Genomic DNA, 17,988 nt, shown 5'->3' with positions numbered 1-17,988 from the left:
GGAGGAGAACCCATGAGAGCCGTCGTGATCCACGGCAAGCAGGACCTGCGCGTCGAGGAGGTGCCCACGCCCGAGCCCGCCGTGGGGCAGGTCCGGCTCCGGATCGCCTACGGCGGGGTGTGCGGGTCCGACCTGCACTACTGGGCCGAGGGGGCCAACGGCGAGTACGTGCTCCGGGAGCCGCTCGTGCCCGGCCACGAGGTCTCCGGCACGGTGGACCTCGACCCCTCCGGGGAGCTCGCGCCGGGCACCCCGGTGACGGTCCACCCGGCCACGTTCGGCACGCCCGCGCCCGGACTCGAGGGCCGGCGCCACCTGTGGCCCGGCGGGGCCTACCTCGGCAGCGCCTCCACCCGGCCGCACACCCAGGGCGGGATGAGCGAGCACCTGCTGGTGCGCCGGGACATGGTGCGCGTGCTGCCGGAGGGCGTGCCGCTGCGCCGCGCCGCGCTCGCCGAGCCGCTCGCCGTGGCCCTGCACGGGATCGCCGTGGCCGGGGGCGTCGCCGGCGAGCGCGTCCTCGTCTCCGGGTCGGGGCCGATCGGGCTGCTGAGCGCCGCCGCGGCGCTGGCCCGCGGGGCCTCGCAGGTCGTCTGCACGGACGTCCTCGAGGGACCCCTGGAACGGGCACGGGCGCTCGGCGTGCACGGGACCGTGCGCGTCGGGGCGCAGCAGCTCCCCACGGAGGCCTTCGACGTGGTGCTGGAGTGCTCCGGCGTGCCGGCGGCCGTGAGCCCAGCGCTGGCCGCCGCGCGCCGCGGAGGCGTGGTGGTGCAGGTGGGCATGGTGCCGGACGAGGCCCGGCCCGTGAACCTGGCCCCGCTGGTCTCCAAGGAGCTCCAGCTGCGCGGGTCCTTCCGGTTCGACGACGAGATCGACGAGGCGGTCGAGCTGCTCGCGGCCCGCCCGGGGATCGAGGACGTGATCACCCACGTCGTCCCCGCGGACCGGGCCGCCGAGGCCTTCGCCGCGGCCCGTGACGCGGCCTCCTCCGGGAAGGTCCTCGTCTCCCTGTGGCACGAGGACCGGCGCTGATGGCCGGGCAGGGGCCGGCCGGCCAGGGGCAGGCCGACGTCGTCGTCGGCGTCGACATCGGCACCACCGCGACCAAGGTCGTGGCCTTCACCGCCGCCGGTGAGCAGCTCGCCTGGGTCTCGAACGGCTATCCCCTCGAGGAGCCCCACCCGGGGCACGCCGTGCAGGACCCGCAGCTGATCTTCGGGGCCGTGCTGGACGGCGTGCGCGCCGTGGTCGAGGAGGTGGGGGCCCACCGCGTGGCCGGGCTGTCCTTCAGCTCCGCGATGCACAGCCTCCTCGGCCTCTCCCCGGAGGAACGGCCCCTCACCCCGCTCGTCACCTGGGCGGACACGCGCGCCGGCACCCAGGCGGAGCGGCTGCGCGCGAGCGTGGGCGGGCTCGCGCTGCACCGGCGCACCGGAACCCCCGTCCACCCGATGTCCCCGCTCACCAAGCTCGTCTGGTTCCACGAGCAGGAGCCCAAGCTGTGCGAGCGCGTGGCGTTCTGGGTGGGCATCAAGGAGTTCGTGCTGCTGCGGCTGTGCAACGCGCTCGTCGTCGACCACTCCGTGGCCTCGGCCACGGGCCTCATGAACATCCACGAGCTCGCGTGGGACGGCGAGGCCCTGGCCCACGCCGGCATCCTCCCCGAGCAGCTGCCCGAGCTCGTGCCCACGACCACCGTCCTGCCGGGGCTCACCCGGGAGAGCGCCCGCGCCACCGGGCTCCCCGCCGCGACGCCCGTGGTGGTGGGTGCCGGCGACGGACCCCTGGCCAACCTCGGGCTGGGCGCGGTCCGGCCCGGGGTGGCCGCCTGCTCCATCGGCACGAGCGGAGCGCTGCGCGTCGTCGTCGACCGCCCGGTGGTGGACCCGCTGGGCCGGGTCTTCTGCTACGCCCTGACACCGGGGCGCTGGGTGGTGGGCGGAGCCATCAACAACGGGGGAGTTGTCCTGGGCTGGGCCGGCGACGCCCTCGCCCCCGACCTGGGGGAGGAGCCCGAGGAGGCGCTGGTCGCGCTCGCCGCGAGCGTCCCCGCCGGCTCGGGCGGGCTGCTGATGCTGCCCTACCTGCTCAGCGAGCGCGCCCCGCACTGGAGCTCCCTGCCCAAGGCCGCCTATGTGGGGCTGACGCGCGCCCACCGGCGTGAGCACCTCGTCCGGGCCGCCCTGGAGGGAGTCTGCCAGCAGCTCGGACTCGTCCTGCGGTCCATGCGGTCGGCGGGGCTGGCCGTGGAGCAGATCCGCGCCACCGGCGGTTTCGCGCGCAGCAATCTGTGGCGCCAGATGCTCGCCGACGTGCTGGGCACGGACATCTCCTTCGCCCAGGGCCGTGACGGATCCGGCTTCGGGGCGGCCCTGCTGGGGATGGAGGCGCTCGGGCTCATCGAGTCGATCGACGTGGCCGCGGACCTCGTGGAGGTCGACTCGACCCTGCGGCCGGACCCGGCCGACGCGGCCGTCCACGCGGCCCTGCAGCCGGTGTTCGAACAGCTCTACGAGGCGCTCGTGCCGACCTTCACCTCCTTGCGGCGCCTCGCTCCCGCGCTGCCGCTCGAACGGGACTGAGCCGGCCCGCTCCCGTCACGGGGTCGACCATCCTGCATGCAGGGGTTCCGCGGGCGGCTGTGCGTGAGAGAATGCACACGTGCGGCAGTCCGCGCGGATCCGCCCGGTCCGCGCGACCGTTCGGATCATCGGCGCGGAGGGGGCCGGCTATGGTCTCGAGAACCGACGTGGAGGAACTCCACCAGCGGGTGCGCGGACCGGTCCTGCTGCCGGAGGACGACGGCTTCGCCGAGGAGAGCTCGGGGTTCAACCTGGCCAGCGTCCACCACCCGGACGTGGTCGTGGGCGNCCCACGACGTCGTGGCCGCCATGCAGTGGGCCGCCGCCCACCGGGAGCCCGTGGGGGTCCAGTCCACCGGCCACGGCGCGGACCTGCCGATGGAGGGCGGCCTGCTCCTCACCACCGGCCGGATGCAGGAGCTGGAGGTCGACCCCCGGCACCGCGTGGCACGGATCGGGGCGGGGGTGCGCTGGCGCAGGGTGATCGACGAGGTCGCACCGCACGGTCTGGCCGTCCTCAACGGCTCGGCCAGCGACGCCGGGGCCGTCGGCTACACGCTGGGCGGCGGGCTGCCGGTGCTCGGCCGGGTCTTCGGCTTCGCGGCGGACCACCTGCGCGGGCTCGACGTCGTCACCCCGGACGGGCGCCTGCGCCACGTGGACGCCCGGCACGAGCCCGAGCTGTTCGCCCTGCTGCGCGGCGGCAAGGGAAACCTCGGGGTGGTGACCTCCATGACCCTCGGCCTGGTCCGGCTCGAGCAGCTCTACGGCGGCGGCATCTTCTACCCCGGCCGCGACGCACTGGAGGTGCTCAGTGCGTTCAGCCGGTGGGCGCCCGGCCTGCCCGAGAGCGCCTCGACCTCCGTGGCCCTGCGCTGGATGCCGCACGACCCCATCGTTCCCGAGCAGCTGAACCACCAGCTGCTGGTTCACCTGCGGTTCTGCTGGGTGGGCGGGGCCGCGGAGGGGGCGGCGGCGCTGGAGCCCATGCGGGAGGTCTCCCGGCCGCTGCTGGACGCAGTGGGCCCGATGGACTACCGGGACATCGACCGGGTGCACATGGACGCGACCCGGCCGGGACTCTACGTGCTGACGGGGGAGTTCCTTCGGGACTTCGACGCGGCGGCCGTGGCGGCCCTCCTGCAGCGGGCCGGACCCGGCAGCGGCTGCCCGCTGCCGGAGGTGGGGATCCGGTTGATGGGCGGGGCGTTCGCACGCTCCGACGGCATGGCGGACGCCGTCTCCGGGCGGGACGCCGCGTTCTTCCTGGAGATGATCGGGTGGCTCGCCCCGCACGTGGCGGCGGCGACGCCCCCCGCGCTGGCCGAGATCCTGCGCGCCATGGCGCCGTGGTCCACCGGGCGGGCCTTCGTGAACATGCACGGTGTGCCCGGCGGGGAGACCGAGCACGCCCGCGCCTGGTCCGAGGACGTCTACGCTCGCCTGGTGAAGGCGAAGGCGCTCTACGACCCGGACAACCTGCTGCGCTTCCAGCACGTGGTGGGCCAGGGGGGCTGAGGCCGTCCAGGCGGCCCGCAGCCGGGCATGATGGACTCCGGGCAGCGCCGCCGCACCCTCGCGGCGGCGACCACACGCAGAAGGAGGGGTCGTCATGGACTTCAAGAGGCTCACGGACAAGGCCCGGCAGTTCGCCCGGAGCAACCCGGACAAGGTGGAGCGGGCCCTGGACCGGGCCGGCGACTTCGTGGACCGGCGCACCGGCCGCAAGTACGGGCGCCACGTGGACACGGTCCAGCAGAAGGCGCGGCACTTCCTCGGCGGGGAGCGCAGCACGGGCGGGACCGGGACCGGTGAGGGGCGCGTCGCTCGCCCGGGCGACCGGCCGGGCGAGCCCGGGACTGCCGACGGGCCCGGCCAGGCCCCCGGGGGCCAGTCCCCCGGCGGAACCCCGGGCGGAACTCCGGGCACCGACGGAATGCCCGGCGGGCCGGACCAGCGTCCCCGTCCCTGAACTCCGTCCCCGGGTGGTGTCACCGGGCAGCGGGCACGCCGAACGGCCCCGGTGATCCGTCGGGAGAGACGGGCCGGGGCCGTGGCGCCGCCGCGCGGGGGCAACGGCGGGCTGTCGAGGACTCGGGGATGTCCTCGCCCGTTTACGTTACACAATCGTTATCTAAAGGGCCACACCTGGTGCCGGCCGCTCGTCAGGACCCCAGCGTCGCGTACACCACGTAGTTGTCGTCGAACTCCCCGGTGGCCGGGTCGTAGCCGTCGCACGTGATGAGCCGGAGCTCGGCGCCCTCGGTGTTCCCGTAGACCTCGAGGGTGGGGAAGTCGTCCTTGACGTACTGCTCCGCGCGCTCGACGACGAAGACGACCGTGGTCCCGTCCTCCCGCGCGACCTCGATCCTGTCCCCGGGGGTCAGCTGCCGCAGGTCCGCGAAGACGCCGGGTCCGCCGCCGGTGGCGTTGACGTGGCCGAGCAGCACCGCCGGCCCGGGTTCGCCCGGCGCCGGGGACCCGGTGTACCAGCTCGCGGGGGAGCCGGGCCCTTCGGGCGGCACCTGCAGGGACCCGTCGTCCCGCAGGCCCAGGTGCAGCAGTTCGGAGCGGGTGCCGGTCCCCGGGACGAACAGGGAGGCCGGGTCGGAGGCTTCCATCGCCGACGGAGCTGAAGCCGGCGCAGGGGTCCGGGTCGCGTCCGATGGTGAGCTCGTGGAAGCGGCCGTGGTCGCCGGGCTCTCCGGGCCCGGCGCCGGGCCGGAGGATGTCGCGATGCCGGACGCCGTCGGGGCGCTGCCGTCGTCCGGGCCGGCGCAGCCGGAGGCGAACAGGACGGCGGCCGCCGCGAGGGCCGTGAGGCCCGCGCGGCGGCCGGTCGTCGATCCCGTCATGGCAGGAACCGTCCCGTCGGATCAGGCCCGAGCGAACCGACGGCGCAGGGCCCAGGCGCCACCGGCTGCGGCGGCCAGCAGCCCGCCGCCGAGGACCGCGGCCTGGGCGGTGGAACCGGTCTCCTGGGTCACACCGGTGTCGGCGCCGCCCTCGGGCATCGCGCCCATCTGGGAGGCGGTCAGCACGCCGCACGCGGCCGGCAGGGTTGCGGCCGCGGGCAGGGACGGATCCAGGTCGCTCATCTTCTCCGCCGCGGCCGCCGGCATCCTGGCCGGGTCCACGCCGTGGACCACGACGACGGCGGTGCCGTCCTTCAGGGCCTGGCTGGTCTCGGCGTTGAGCTCGAAGGTCCGCTCGTAGGCGTACGCGCCTCCACCCGGGAACCGGTCCACGGCCAGGCCGGAGTCGGCGCTGACGTCGCCCTCGGTCGTCAGGGACGTGACGATGCCGCCGTAGGAGGGGAGGCCCTCGCTGGTGTTGACCACTCCGTCACCGTCGGCGTCAGCTGCGGGCGTGGGGCACTCGGCGGCGGCCTCCTCGCCCGAGTGGATGTGCTGGGCGTGGGGGAACGGGCCGTCCATGAAGGTCTCGGCCGCGCCACTCACGTTCATCGAGACGGTGGCCTCGTTGCCGTGGACATCGACCATGGCCCCACCGGAGGTGCCGGAGTTGTTGAGGGGGCTGAGGGTGGCCTGGGAGGACCACATCTCGCCCTGGTCGGCCATCGCGGGGGCCGCTGCCATGCTCAGGGCGCCGAGGGTGAGGGCGGGAACTGCCAGGAATGCTGCCTTGTTCATCAGAGATCTCTCCTGTGGTCGTGCCGGGGGTCGTGCCTGGTGCGCACTGTCGGTGTGTGCACGGGGAGTTCGCCACGGTGCGTCCCGCCGGACGGGTGCGGATCGAAAAAACTTGTGACGGGTGTCGCGCACGTCCGGCAGGGGTGCGGTGACGAACCGGAGGCATGGTGAGCCAGGGAGTGTCGACGGCGCCGCGTCCGCCGGATGTGGCAGGGTGCAGGACAGGACTGTCCTCGTCCCTGCCGGCGAGGCTCTGCTCTCCTGACGAACAGCGAGACCACGTGAGTGACGGAATGACCGGCCGGGAGACCGGCACCTCCGACGAGCCCGCCCGGAGCGCCGAGCGGCTGGCCGAGCTGCTGCGCCGCAGCGCCGCCGGGGACGAGGCCGCCTTCGCCGCGTTCTACGACGCGACGTCGTCGACGGTCTACGGGCTCGTGGTGCGGCTGGCCCGGTCCCCGGAGCTGGCCGCGGAGGTCGCCCAGGAGGTCTACCTCATGGCCTGGCAGCAGTCCGGACGCTTCGACCCGGAGCGGGGCACGGCCCTCGCCTGGCTGTGCACCATGGCCCACCGCCGCGCCGTCGACCGGATCCGGCAGAGCCAGCGCGAACGGGTCCGCGACGAGCAGTACGAGGCGCGCCAGGGGCTGACGCCGGCGGACGAGACGTGGAGCGAGGTCGAGCAGTCCCTGGACTCCCAGGAGGTCCGGGCCGGCCTCGAGCGGCTCACCGAACTCCAGCGGGAGGCCGTCCGCCTCGTCTACTACCGGGGGTACAGTCACCGCCAGGTCGCCGAGCACCTGGCCGTGCCGCTGGGGACCGCGAAGGCACGGATCCGTGACGGTCTCAACGGCCTGCGAACAGCATTGGGGGTGCAGCGGTGAACACGAGGGGCAACCATCCCTGGGAGGCCGGGGGCGACGACGACATCCACGCGAACGCGGCGCTCTACGCCGTGGACGCCCTCGAGCCCGGGGAGCGGCAGACGTTCGAGGCGCATCTGAGCCGATGCGCGCCGTGTCGCGAGGACGTGGCCGCGTTCGGAGAGGTCGGCGGGCGGCTGGCCGCCGCCGCGGCCGCGGAGCCGCCGCCGCAGCTGCGGGAGGACGTGCTCGCGGCCGTGCGCGGCACCCGGCCGGATGCCGCGGCGACGGGCGAGCCGGGACCCGGGGCCGGTGACCACGCCGGGCCCGCCGAGCCGTCCGGGGCCGCGGTGGTGTCCCTCGCGGGGCGGCGCCGTCCCCGGACCCGGTGGCTGGCCGCCGCCGCGGCAGCGGTGCTCGTCCCCGGAGCGGCCCTGGGCGGCTGGGTCCTCGGGGCGCAGACGGAGCAGCGCGAGCAGCAGCAGGTCCTCGCGCAGGAGCAGGAACGGCAGAACCGCCTCCTGGGCGCGCCCGACGTCAGGACCCACCGGCTCGAGGTCGACGGGAACCCGGCCACGCTCGTCGTCTCCGAACAGGAGGACGCGGCCATGTTCGTCGCCTCCGGCCTGCCCGGACCGGGCGAGGACCAGGAGTACCAGCTGTGGCTGATGCAGGACGACACCCCGGTCCCGGACGTGCACTTCGGGGGCGGGCAGGTGCGGGTCTGGCTCGAGGGCGACGTGCGGCAGGCCGAGGCCGTGGCCATGACGGTCGAGCCCGCCGGCGGGTCCGAGGCCCCCACGCTGCCGGTGCTCACCGCCGCGGAGATCTGACCGGGCGCGCACGGCCCGGGCGCCGGGACAGGGCGCCGACCCGGGCGACGCATGACGGCGTGGAGGGGAGGACGTCGTGAACCGGACGGGCGCCAGAGGAATCGTCGCCGCGGTCCGCGCGGTCGCGGCCCTGGCCGTGGTCGCCGCCGTTGCCGGCCAGCTGCGGGTGAGCCTGCGGTTCTGGGCCGAGCGGGGGGACCGCGACATCCCCGTGGACGTCGTCAACTTCTTCAGCTACTTCACGATCCAGACGTCCGTCCTCCACGCCGTGGTCCTCGCCGTCGGCGCGGGGCTGCTCCTCGGGCGCCGGGGGCCTGACCCCCGCTGGTACACGGGCCTGCGGGCCGCGGCCACCTCCTACGCCGTCATCACCGGCTCGGTCTACAACGCGGTGCTGCGGAGCATCCCGCTGCCGCCGGGGCTGGAGCAGCCGTGGTCCAACGAGGTGCTGCACCTGCTGGCTCCGGCCTACGCGGTGCTCGACTGGCTCCTGGCCCCGGGCCGGACTCCGATCCGGTGGCGGACCGTCGGGTGGATCGTGCTCTACCCGGTGCTGTGGGCCGGCTACACCCTGCTGCGGGCACCCCACGTGCTGGACGAGTCCACCGGCGCCCCGTACTGGTACCCCTACCCCTTCCTCGACCCCTATGCCTCCGACAACGGGTATATGTCCGTTATGGCATGGATCGGTGCCCTCGCCGCCGGGGTCACGGTCGCGGCATGTCTCGTCGTGGCCGTCTCGCGCGCCCGGCGCGCCGCCACCGGCGGAGGATCACTGCCAGAATGAGTGCATGACGGACGGATCTCCTGCGGGGGGCGCGGTGCGCGCCGGGGTGTGGGCGACGCTGGGGGAGGCCCGGACGACGCTCGAACTCGAACGCTGCGGCTTCCACTGGGTGGGCCTCGACGCCCAGCACGGGCACTTCGACGACGCCGCCGTGCGACGGTTCCTCGCCCTCCGCCACACGCCGACGGTGCCGGTGCTCGTCCGGGTCGGCGCCGACGACCCCGCACTGATCGGACGGGCCCTCGACGCAGGTGCCGACGGGGTGATCGTGCCCCTGGTGGAGGACGCGTCGCAGGCCGCGGCGGCGGTCGCCGCCGCGCACCACCCGCCGCTGGGCACCCGCAGCTGGGGCTTCCTGCCCGGTGCCCACGGCGCCGGGGCCGCCACCCCGCCACGTCCCCTGTGCGCGGTCATGATCGAGACCGGCCGCGCCCTGGCGGAGGCCGCGTCGATCGCCGCGACGCCGCACCTGGACATGGTCTTCGTGGGGCCGTTCGACCTCGCGCTGGCGCTGGGCCGCGACGTCGACGACCTGCTCGCCGACACCTCCGAGGGGGCCCCGCTGCCCAGGATCGCGCGCGCCTGCCGGGAGGCCGGGGTCCTCCTGGGCGCCTACGGCGGCTCCCCGGAGCGCTCCGCGGCGCTGCGGGCCCAGGGCGCCTGCTGGATCGCGGTGGCGACCGACTCCGGGGTCCTCCGGCTGGGGAGCGAGGCGGCACGCGCGGCACCGCCCGGCCCGGCATGAGGTCCGGCCGGCCGCACCCCCTGCGCTGGGCGCTGTCCCGGGAGCTGGTGCGCGCCTGGCTGCGCTCCTTCCGCACCAGCCGCAGCGCCCTGTACTTCCGTTTCCGGAACCGCTTCTCGACGGACTCGGTGACGGGCGACGCGCCCGTCACCGTGAGCCTCACCTCCTACGGGGACAGGATCCGAGCGGTCCACCTGGCGGTGGAGTCGATGGCGTGCGGCAGGGTCCGCCCCCGGCGGCTGATCCTGTGGCTCGACGACGTCGCCGTGGTGGCCGACCCGCCCCCGCCCCTGGCGCGGCTCGTCCGCCGGGGCCTGGAGATCCGGGCCACGGAGGACTGGGGTCCCCACAAGAAGTACTACCCGTACGTCCGGTCCCTCGACCGGCACGAGCTGCCGCTGGTCATCGCGGACGACGACGTCCTCTACGGGGAGACCTGGCTCGAGGAGCTGCTGGCCGTCCACGAGCGGCACCCCTGCGACGTCGTGGCCCACCGGGCCCACAGCATCCGCCTCGAGGCGGGCCGGATCATGCCCTACGCCACGTGGACCCCCGGTGCGAGGGCCGGGGCCTCCTTCCGCACCTTCGCCACGGGCACCTCGGGGGTGCTGTACCCCGCGCACCTGCTCGACGCGCTGCGGGAGGCCGGGACCGGTTTCGCGGCGTGCGCCCCGCGGGCCGACGACGTGTGGCTGCACGCCGTGGCGCTCCGCCACGGCGCGCGGACGCGGCCCGTCACCGACGGCCACACCGCGTACCGGCCGATCCCCAGAACGCTCTTCGGGGGCCTCCGGACCACCAATGTGCTCCGCGGCGGCAACGACATGCAGATCGCGGCCACCTATTCGGCCCCGGACGTGCGAAAGTTGTGGCAGGCACAGGTGACCGAGGGTCCCTGAGCTCGTGAGCGCGCGGTTCCCCCACCGCACGCAACGGCCGTCCCCCCGCGGCCCCGTTTCGCTCCCGTCCCCCCAGGAGTTCTCATGCCGAACGATTTCCGCCGTCCGGAACCGCTGGACCGCCAGGCCGCCCAGCCGCGGACGGACCGGTCGATCCACTTCGAGTCACCGGCCGCACTGGCCGCCCACCTGCGCCAGGACCGGCTGGCAGCCACCGGCCCCGTGCTGGTGGCCGGCCGCGCGGGCTACCGCCCCGACGGCCGCTGGCCGGGCTCGGCCCTCGAGTCGGCCCAGAACGCCCTGGCCACGGGGGTGCGCACGATCATCGAGATCGACCTGCGCGCCACCGTCGACGACCGCTGCGTGGTCCTGCACGAGGCCGTGATGGGGACCCAGAGCACCGGCGCCGGACCCGTGAGCGAGCAGTCGGCTGACTACGTGCTCGAGCAGCGTCTCGTGGACAACTACGGGGAGGTCACCGAGTACTCCGTGCGCGAGGTGGGGGACTACCTCTACTGGGCGGTGCGGGCCGGGGCGCTGCTGTGGCTGGACGTGAAGAACGTCCGCCCGGAGATGGTCGTCGACCAGGTGCGCGCCCACCGGGCCGAGGCGCAGGTCGTCGTCGGCGTCAACGGGCTCACCGAGCTGGCCGTCTACCGGCGGATCGCCCCGGACCTCGTCTACTTCGTCCCCACCCACCCCGACGGCCTGGCCACGGCCGACGACATCCGCCGTGAGGTGCCCGACCTCGACCGCGTCGTCGGGTTCGCGGGCCACTACGTCCCGGAGATGGAGACCAGCCTGCAGATGCTGGCGTGGAACGTGCCGATGCGCCTGGAGCTGCGCCGCTACGACGAGAACCTGCCGCAGGACGTCCTGGACGTGCACTACTACCGCCGGGCGGTCGAGACCGGGTTCCACATCATCTCCACCAGCCACTACCGCGAGGTGGGGCAGCTCCTGGGTCTCTCCGGCCGGGCGCCGTCGGACACCGTGCGGGACGGGCAGGCACTGCCCCGGTCGTGACGGAGGTCCGTGCGAGCACCGGGGCTCCGGGTCCCGGGTGGCGGGCGGACCGGATCCTCGCCTACGGTCGTCGGCAGGGACGGGGTTCGTCCCGACGGTCGTCGGGCCCCCGACCGCACTGACGGGCGCCACCCAGGAGGCAGAGCGTGGCCCACATCCAGCTGTTCGGCACAGGCGGCACCATCGCCTCGCGCTCCTCGGGCCACCGGGGAGCGGTCGCGACGGACACCGCCGCCGACGTCGCCCGGTCCCACTACGGGGAACTGACCGTCTCCACGCACGATCTGCTCACGACCGGCAGCTACCGGCTGGGACTCGGCGACCTGCGCACGATCGCGGAGCACGTGCGGGTGGCGCTGGACGATCCGGCGACGAAGGAGGAGCTGCTCGGCCGGATGCCCATGGGCCGCTTCGGACCCGTCGGGGACGTCGTGGGTGCCGTGCTGTACCTCGCCTCCGATTGGTCGGACATGGTGACCGGCTCTTCCCTCATGGTCGACGGAGGATGGACGGCCGCGTGAGCACCGGCGTGGTGAACGCCCCGACCCCGTGACGGGCGGCCGTACACTCGCCGCATGACGTGGACCGGGACCGTCCTGCCGACGCTGCTGGGCATCAGCGTCCTCGTCGCCGTCACCGCCGCGGCCCTGACCGTGCGCGGCGTGCCGCACCGGTTCGCCCCGGCGCTCGCCGTGCTGCGCGCCGCCGCGCAGCTGGCCGCGCTGAGCCTGGTGCTCTCCTCGGTGATCGAGCGGCTCGCCTGGGTGTGGGTCGCGCTCGCCGTGATGCTGGTGGCGGCGGTCCTCACCGCGGGAGCTCGCCTGCACGCCGGGGCACGCACCCTGCTCCGGCTGGGGATCGTCATGGTGGCCGCGGCCGGGACCACCCTGGCCATCGTCTTCCTCAGCGGGGCCGTCGCCACGGCGCCGCAGAACGTCCTGGCCGTCGGGGGCATCGTGATCGGCAACACCATGAGCATCGCCACTCTGACCGGGCGACGGTTCCGGGCCGACGTCGTGGAGCGGAGGGACGAGGTGGAGGGCTGGCTCGCCCTCGGGGCCACGCCGCGGCGGTCGACGCTCGGGATCGCCCGTCAGGCGGTCGCCGAGGCGCTCGTCCCGTCGGTGGACCAGACGCGCACCACCGGCATGGTGGTCCTGCCCGGGGCCTTCGTGGGCGCCGTGTTCGCCGGGGCCTCGCCCCTGGAGGCCGGCCGGTTCCAGCTCGTCGTCCTGGCGAGCATCCTGGCCGCCGGAGCGCTCGTGGCCGTGGGCCTCACCGAGGTCCTGGGCAAGGCTCGCACCGTGCCGACCGAGTGACCCGGACCGCCGGCAAGGGGTCAGCGCCGACCGGCGCGGACCGCCTCGTACAGGGCGGTGGGGAGCAGGCCCACCCGGTGTGCTCGCTCGACCGCCGCGAAGCCCTGCGACTCCGGCAGCTGCTCGTACGGGAAGTGGATCAGGTCGGCCGCGAGTTCCCAGTGGTCGATCATCCCGCCCGTCCACAGCTGGCAGATCTCCCACGGGGTGTCCGCGGAGAAGCTGGGGACCTCGGGCAGGACGTACTCGCCGGCGGGCACGCGCCAGGCCTCCAGCGCGCCCAGTCCCGCGGCCAGGTCGTCGAGGGTGTCGTAGTGGCCGGCCCGGTCGGCGCCCACGGTCCCGTTGCCCGTCGCCAGCTCGACGTCGAAGCCGCCCTCCGCCGCCGCGAACACCGTGGTGGGGGAGGGTTCGCCGCCCACTCCGGCGTCCAGCGGCAGCTGGGACGGCAGCCACTCCCAGCCGTCGCCGAGCTGGTCCATCTCGAGGTCCCGGTAGGCCACCCACCCGCGGGCCACGAGCAGCTCGTGGGCGTCGTCGTCCCACGTGCCCTGCAAGGCGGCATCCACGTCGAGCTCACGGGGGGCCGCCGCGGCGTGGAACTGCCGCCGCTGCTGCTTCTTCTTGGCGGCGGCCTTCTTGCGGGGCTTGCTCTTGGGCACGGTTCCTCCTGGTGCGCGGGGAGGCTCATGGCGCGCTCCCTCGGACTCCCCATGATCGCGCACGGCGGGGGATCAGCAGCGACGCCCGGCCCCTCCGTGCCGCAGCACGACGTCGAGCAGTTCCGCGGCCGCGCCGCGCACGGGGCGGTCGGGACGGCGGACCACCTGCAGGGACCGGGTCAGATCCAGGCCCTCGACGGGAACGGCCACGAGGCGGCCGTCGTCGAGCTCGTGGCGCACCGCCAGGCGCGAGAGCACGGTCGGCCGGTTCCCTGCCAGGGCGGCCGCCTTCACCGCGGCCGTGGTCCCGAGCTCCACCAGCGGCGGGACGAGCCCGGGCAGCGCCGCCTCGAGGGTCTGCCTGGTCCCCGATCCCGCCTCGCGCAGCACGAGCGGGGTCCGCCGCAGCTCCTCCGGCGGGATGCCCGTGCGCCGTGCCCAGGGGTGCCCCGGCGGAACCACCAGCACGAGCTCGTCCTCGGCGAAGGGCAGGCGTTCCAGCGTGGAGGGGACCGCGGGTCCCTCCACGAAGCCGAGCTGCACCTCGTCCGAGAGCACGGCGGCGATCACCTCCGCCGAGTTGCCGGTGGTCACCGAGACCTCGAGCTCCGGGTGGCGCACGCGCAGGGCCATGATCCACGCCGGGAGCACGTACTCGGCGACGGTCATCGACGTGGCGACGGTCGCGTGCCCGCGGCCCGCCACCGTGGCGACACCCTCCGAGAGGTTCTCCGCGGCCCGCAGCAGGTCCCCGATCCACTCCATGACCGGCGCGCCGCGCGCGGTGGTCGTCACCCCGCGCGGGGAGCGGGCGAACAGGGCCAGACCCAGGCGCGTTTCGACCGCGCGGATCCGCCGGCTCGCCGCCTGCTGGCTGATCCCCAGGGCGCGGGCCGCCGCCCCCACACTGCCCAGGCGTGCGGCCAGGTGCGCGGTCTCCAGCTCGTCGAGGGCGGGCAGGCGGGCGGAGATCGGCATGCCCGCCATGATGCCACCTCCGCCGTCACAATCAGTGGTTGTGGGTTCACCCGTTCCTGCCGTCTACCGGCCGGCCCGGGCGACGAGCACGCTGGGGAGCATGACCACGACCGCCGCCCGCCCCGCCGCCGCCCTCTCCTCGGCGCCCCCGGCGGCGGAGTACGCCGCACACCCGGCCGCACACCCGGCCGCACACCCGGCCGCCGCCGCCCGGCACGTGGGGCCACAGTGGTTCCCCGCGGCCATGGGGACGGGCATCCTCGCCACGTGCACCGAGCAGTTCGCGCCCGCGGTCCCGGTGCTGCACGCGGTGTCCCTCGCGGTGCTGCTGCTCGCGTGGGCCGTGCTCGCGGTGGTCGGCACGGCGTTCGTGCGCTCCGCCCTCCGGAGCCCCGACCGGTTCCGGGCCTCGGTCGCCGACCTGGCGGTCTTCCCCTTCTACGGGACCCTCGCGATGGGCCTCCTGGCCGTGGGCTCGGCGACGCTCGCCGTGGCCGGGCGCCACGCCCCGGAGCCGGCCACGGCCGCGGCCTGGACCCTGTGGACCGTGGGCACGCTCCTCGGCGTGTTCACGGCCCTGGTCCACCCCGTCCGGCTGCTGGCGGCGGCGCCCGCCGTGCGCGGCCGGCCCACGTTCCTGTGGGGGCTGCCCGTGGTCCCGCCCATGGTCTCGGCGGCAGGCGGAGGAGTGCTGGCCGGAACGCTGCCGCCCCGCGCCGCCACCGCGATGCTGCTGGTCTGCGCCGCCCTGTTCCTGCTCGCCCTGGGGCTCGGCACGGCCGTCTTCGCGCTGGCCTACGGCCGGCTCCTGCGCGGCCACGAGCCGCCGCTGCAGGGCTCGGCCGCCGTCTGGATCCCGCTGGGCGTCGCGGGGCAGTCCACCGCCGCCGCGAACTTCCTGCTCGTCGCGGCCGACGGCGTGACCCCGCCGGCGCTGCTCGCCGCGCTGGGCGGGCCCGTGGCCGTCCACAGCGCTCTGGCCCTGGGTCTGGGCGCCGCGGCGGGGGTGCTCGCGCTGGGGGTCACGGTCCGGGCGCTGCGCCGGGGCATGGTCTTCGGCCCGGGGTGGTGGAGCTTCACCTTTCCGGTGGGGACGATGAGCCTGGGCGCCTTCGCGTTCGGCACGGCCTTCGACCTCCCGTGGCTGGTGGCGGTCTCCGCCGTGCTCTGCGCCTGCCTGGCCGGAACGGTGGCCCTGTGCCTCGTCCGCTCCGTGCGGTCCTGGCTCCCAGGTCGCTGACCGGGACCGGTCGCTGATCGGAGCCGTCCGGAGATCGCTCTTCCGCGGGATCCGCCGTGGCCGTAGCGTGAGCGAGAACCGTTCCGCCCGTCCGACAGGAGGCCCCCGTGGAACTCGTCCCGCTGCCGCCGATCACCCGGGTCCTCGACGTGGAGACGGCCGAGGAGCTCGACGGTCTCGCCGCACGTCTGCCCGGTCCCGAGTTCGTCTGCTACCACCCGCACGGGACCGAGCACGAGGGGTACCTGGACGAGGACGGACGCCCCTGGCTGCGCGGCCGGCACGGCGCCGGGAAGCGGGCCGTGCTCGACGTCATCCGGCCCCCCTTCCGCGTCGCGGCCCCGGTCGCCCCTCCCGTCACCGTCCACGACGAGACGCAGGTGACCTGCTCGGTGCTGCACACTTCCGAGGAACTGGCGGCCTACCGGAGCCGGTTCGCCGCCGCGGAGGGCGGCACCGACGCCGAGCACCAGGCCCACGCCGTCGACGGCCGTGGCAGGCACTGGACCCTGGTCGCGACCGAGGGCGGGACGACGGTGCGCGCCTGCCGCTTCCGCGGCGAGGCGGACGGGGTGACGTTCGCCGAGGCGGTCCTCCTGGAGGACGGGGCGCTGCCCCTGCCCGTCACCGTCGTGGAGATCGACTAGACCCGGGCCGAGGCGCGGCGCGGCGGTCCCGGAGACCGGTCTGGTGTTCGTGCGCTACCGCTGCGAGCTGGTCTCCGGCGGCACGTTCCAGAACATGGAGGCGATCACGGTGCGCAACGGACGCGTGGTGGACGTCCAGGTCTATTTCGGGGGACCCCCGCAACCGTAGACTCCGAGCACCACCGACGCCCAGGAAGGCTCCCCATGAAGCACTACCTGCTCAGCATCGAACAGCCCGACGGCGGCCCCGCCGACCCTGCCGTCCTTGAACCGGTGATGCGCGACGTCGCCGCCTTCAACGAGGAGCTCAAGGCCGCCGGCGCCTGGGTCTTCGCCGGGGGCCTGGATCGTGCCGAGGCCTCCGTGGTCGTGCGTTTCCACGGCGGCGACGTCGTCACCACGGACGGACCGTACGAGCGGGAGGACGAGCACGCGGGCGGGATCTGCATCGTGGCGGCGCCCGACTACGACGCCGCCATCGAGTGGGGCCGGAAGCTGGCGCGGGCCACGACCCTGCCCGTGGAGGTGCGCGAGTTCCAGGGGGAGCCGGACGAGCACCTGCCGTAGCCGGCCGGGCGGGCGCGACGGCGTTCACCCACCGTCCGGTCACGGGTGAGGACAGGATGGTTCCCGCAGCAGCGGGCCGGCGTGGACGGGGCCGGCCCCATCGGGGCGGCCGTTCCGGGAAGGCCGCCCTCCGACACCGTTGCCGGGCAACCCCGGCGTGAGGAGGAGCCGAGATGCCCGACGGCAGACGGCAGTGGATGCCCACCGACCAGTGGGCGGTGCGGGAGAACCTGCGGGAGTTCATCGACCACCTGACGGAGATGGGATACACGGTGCCCCACGGGCACGAGGAGGACCCGGACCTCATCGATCCCGGGGCCTCGGCGGTGGAGACCTGGCGGGAGGACTATCCCTACGACGAGCTGATGACCCGCGACGAGTACGAGCTGGAGAAGTACAAACTGCAGATCGAGCTGCTGAAGTTCCAGTACTGGGGCCAGGACCGCGACCTCAAGCACGTGGTCGTCTTCGAGGGCCGGGACGCGGCCGGCAAGGGCGGGACGATCAAGCGCTTCACCGAGTACCTCAACCCGCGGGCGGCACGGGTGGTGGCGTTGACCCGTCCCTCGGACCGCGAGGCGGGGCAGTGGTACTTCCAGCGCTACGTCCGCCACCTGCCCACGGCCGGGGAGATCGTGCTCTTCGACCGGTCCTGGTACAACCGTGCTGTCGTGGAGCCGGTGATGGGCTTCTGCACCCCGGAGGAGTACGGGACGTTCATGGCCCAGGCCCCGGTCTTCGAGCAGATGCTCGTGGACTCGGGGATCCACCTGACGAAGCTCTGGTTCTCCGTCACCCAGCAGGAGCAGCGCACCCGGTTCGCGATCCGGCAGATCGACCCGGTGCGCCGCTGGAAGCTCTCGCCCAACGACCTGGCCTCGCTGGACCGGTGGGAGGACTACACGGAGGCGAAGGAGGAGATGTTCCTGCGCACCGACACCGACCACGCCCCGTGGATCTCGATCAAGTCCAACGACAAGAAGCGGGCACGGATCAACGCCCTCCGCTTCTTCCTGGACCAGTTCGACTACGAGGACAAGGATCCCGATGTGGTGCGTCCGGCGGACCCCCTGATCGTGCACCGCGGCCGCGAGGCGGTCGGGGACTGACGTCCTCCGGCGGGCACGTCCCGACCCCCGGGCCGTCGAGGGGACGCGCTCGACGCCACGGCACGGCCGGCCCGG

Annotated in this window: 21 protein-coding genes; 17 read left to right on the top strand and 4 right to left on the bottom strand. The window is 74.5% G+C overall.

Annotated elements, in window-relative coordinates; translation table 11 throughout:
• Window positions 1–12: 12 nt before the first annotated feature.
• The 4 genes from ACH9EU_RS01810 (at window position 13) to ACH9EU_RS01795 (ending at window position 4,557) form a co-directional block, all read left to right on the top strand.
• Complete coding sequence (locus ACH9EU_RS01810) at window positions 13–1,035, top strand: zinc-binding dehydrogenase (RefSeq protein ID WP_396412221.1); 1,023 nt, start codon at window positions 13–15, stop codon at window positions 1,033–1,035.
• The gene (locus ACH9EU_RS01805; protein WP_396412220.1) at window positions 1,035–2,585 is read left to right on the top strand and encodes an FGGY family carbohydrate kinase; all 1,551 of its coding nucleotides are present in this window, start codon (window positions 1,035–1,037) and stop codon (window positions 2,583–2,585) included. Before ACH9EU_RS01810 ends, ACH9EU_RS01805 begins: the two co-directional genes overlap by 1 nt.
• A gap of 309 nt (window positions 2,586–2,894) precedes the next feature.
• Entirely contained in the window at window positions 2,895–4,103 is a 1,209-nt protein-coding gene (locus tag ACH9EU_RS01800) for an FAD-binding protein (protein WP_396412237.1), read from the top strand.
• Between the two features lie 94 nt (window positions 4,104–4,197).
• Complete coding sequence (locus tag ACH9EU_RS01795) at window positions 4,198–4,557, top strand: Rv0909 family putative TA system antitoxin (RefSeq protein ID WP_396412219.1); 360 nt, start codon at window positions 4,198–4,200, stop codon at window positions 4,555–4,557.
• Between the two features lie 193 nt (window positions 4,558–4,750).
• On the opposite strand, the gene ACH9EU_RS01790 is transcribed toward ACH9EU_RS01795, so the two are convergent.
• Both ACH9EU_RS01790 and ACH9EU_RS01785 read right to left on the bottom strand, forming a co-directional pair.
• A complete protein-coding gene (locus ACH9EU_RS01790) occupies window positions 4,751–5,440 on the bottom strand; it encodes a class F sortase (protein WP_396412218.1) in 690 nt (229 codons plus the stop codon).
• Window positions 5,441–5,461: 21 nt separating this feature from the next.
• Complete coding sequence (locus tag ACH9EU_RS01785) at window positions 5,462–6,238, bottom strand: hypothetical protein (protein WP_396412217.1); 777 nt, start codon at window positions 6,236–6,238, stop codon at window positions 5,462–5,464.
• Between the two features lie 281 nt (window positions 6,239–6,519).
• Between ACH9EU_RS01785 and sigK the strand changes: the two genes are divergently transcribed.
• The 8 genes from sigK (at window position 6,520) to ACH9EU_RS01745 (ending at window position 12,710) form a co-directional block, all read left to right on the top strand.
• On the top strand, window positions 6,520–7,122 hold the full coding sequence (gene sigK / locus ACH9EU_RS01780; protein ID WP_396412216.1) for an ECF RNA polymerase sigma factor SigK: 603 nt from the start codon (window positions 6,520–6,522) through the stop codon (window positions 7,120–7,122).
• Window positions 7,119–7,934, top strand: coding sequence for an anti-sigma factor (locus tag ACH9EU_RS01775; RefSeq protein WP_396412215.1), 816 nt, complete (start codon window positions 7,119–7,121; stop codon window positions 7,932–7,934). The genes sigK and ACH9EU_RS01775 overlap by 4 nt, the downstream gene beginning before the upstream one ends.
• 76 nt (window positions 7,935–8,010) lie before the next feature.
• Window positions 8,011–8,721 carry a Pr6Pr family membrane protein gene (locus tag ACH9EU_RS01770; RefSeq protein ID WP_396412214.1) on the top strand — a complete coding sequence of 237 codons (711 nt, stop codon included), beginning with the start codon at window positions 8,011–8,013 and terminating at the stop codon, window positions 8,719–8,721.
• Window positions 8,722–8,725: 4 nt separating this feature from the next.
• Window positions 8,726–9,466: an aldolase/citrate lyase family protein gene (locus ACH9EU_RS01765; protein WP_396412213.1), complete on the top strand. Its 741-nt coding sequence runs from the start codon at window positions 8,726–8,728 to the stop codon at window positions 9,464–9,466.
• A complete protein-coding gene (locus ACH9EU_RS01760) occupies window positions 9,463–10,365 on the top strand; it encodes a hypothetical protein (protein ID WP_396412212.1) in 903 nt (300 codons plus the stop codon). Before ACH9EU_RS01765 ends, ACH9EU_RS01760 begins: the two co-directional genes overlap by 4 nt.
• An 84-nt stretch (window positions 10,366–10,449) precedes the next feature.
• Complete coding sequence (locus ACH9EU_RS01755; protein ID WP_396412211.1) at window positions 10,450–11,391, top strand: hypothetical protein; 942 nt, start codon at window positions 10,450–10,452, stop codon at window positions 11,389–11,391.
• Between the two features lie 146 nt (window positions 11,392–11,537).
• Window positions 11,538–11,912, top strand: coding sequence for an SDR family oxidoreductase (locus ACH9EU_RS01750; protein WP_396412210.1), 375 nt, complete (start codon window positions 11,538–11,540; stop codon window positions 11,910–11,912).
• Window positions 11,913–11,966: 54 nt separating this feature from the next.
• A complete protein-coding gene (locus ACH9EU_RS01745) occupies window positions 11,967–12,710 on the top strand; it encodes an ABC transporter permease (RefSeq protein ID WP_396412209.1) in 744 nt (247 codons plus the stop codon).
• A 20-nt stretch (window positions 12,711–12,730) separates the two neighbouring features.
• On the opposite strand, the gene ACH9EU_RS01740 is transcribed toward ACH9EU_RS01745, so the two are convergent.
• Both ACH9EU_RS01740 and ACH9EU_RS01735 read right to left on the bottom strand, forming a co-directional pair.
• Window positions 12,731–13,372, bottom strand: a complete 642-nt coding sequence (locus ACH9EU_RS01740; RefSeq protein ID WP_396412208.1) for a hypothetical protein — start codon at window positions 13,370–13,372, stop codon at window positions 12,731–12,733.
• 72 nt (window positions 13,373–13,444) lie between these two features.
• Entirely contained in the window at window positions 13,445–14,359 is a 915-nt protein-coding gene (locus tag ACH9EU_RS01735; protein WP_396412207.1) for a LysR substrate-binding domain-containing protein, read from the bottom strand.
• Window positions 14,360–14,450: 91 nt separating this feature from the next.
• Here ACH9EU_RS01735 and ACH9EU_RS01730 point away from each other — a divergent pair, with 91 nt between their 5' ends.
• From ACH9EU_RS01730 to ppk2, 5 genes are all read left to right on the top strand, one after another.
• On the top strand, window positions 14,451–15,590 hold the full coding sequence (locus tag ACH9EU_RS01730; RefSeq protein WP_396412206.1) for an SLAC1 family transporter: 1,140 nt from the start codon (window positions 14,451–14,453) through the stop codon (window positions 15,588–15,590).
• Window positions 15,591–15,697: 107 nt separating this feature from the next.
• Window positions 15,698–16,237: a hypothetical protein gene (locus ACH9EU_RS01725; protein ID WP_396412205.1), complete on the top strand. Its 540-nt coding sequence runs from the start codon at window positions 15,698–15,700 to the stop codon at window positions 16,235–16,237.
• Window positions 16,238–16,280: 43 nt separating this feature from the next.
• The gene (locus tag ACH9EU_RS01720) at window positions 16,281–16,406 is read left to right on the top strand and encodes a hypothetical protein (RefSeq protein ID WP_396412204.1); all 126 of its coding nucleotides are present in this window, start codon (window positions 16,281–16,283) and stop codon (window positions 16,404–16,406) included.
• A gap of 35 nt (window positions 16,407–16,441) precedes the next feature.
• The gene (locus tag ACH9EU_RS01715) at window positions 16,442–16,804 is read left to right on the top strand and encodes a YciI family protein (protein ID WP_396412203.1); all 363 of its coding nucleotides are present in this window, start codon (window positions 16,442–16,444) and stop codon (window positions 16,802–16,804) included.
• Between the two features lie 173 nt (window positions 16,805–16,977).
• Window positions 16,978–17,913 carry a polyphosphate kinase 2 gene (gene ppk2 / locus ACH9EU_RS01710; RefSeq protein ID WP_396412202.1) on the top strand — a complete coding sequence of 312 codons (936 nt, stop codon included), beginning with the start codon at window positions 16,978–16,980 and terminating at the stop codon, window positions 17,911–17,913.
• Window positions 17,914–17,988: the final 75 nt, after the last annotated feature.

It is taken from the genome of Kocuria rhizosphaerae (assembly GCF_044462265.1).
GTDB lineage: Bacteria > Actinomycetota > Actinomycetes > Actinomycetales > Micrococcaceae > Kocuria > Kocuria rhizosphaerae.
This window is presented reverse-complemented; position numbering and strand designations above follow the sequence as displayed.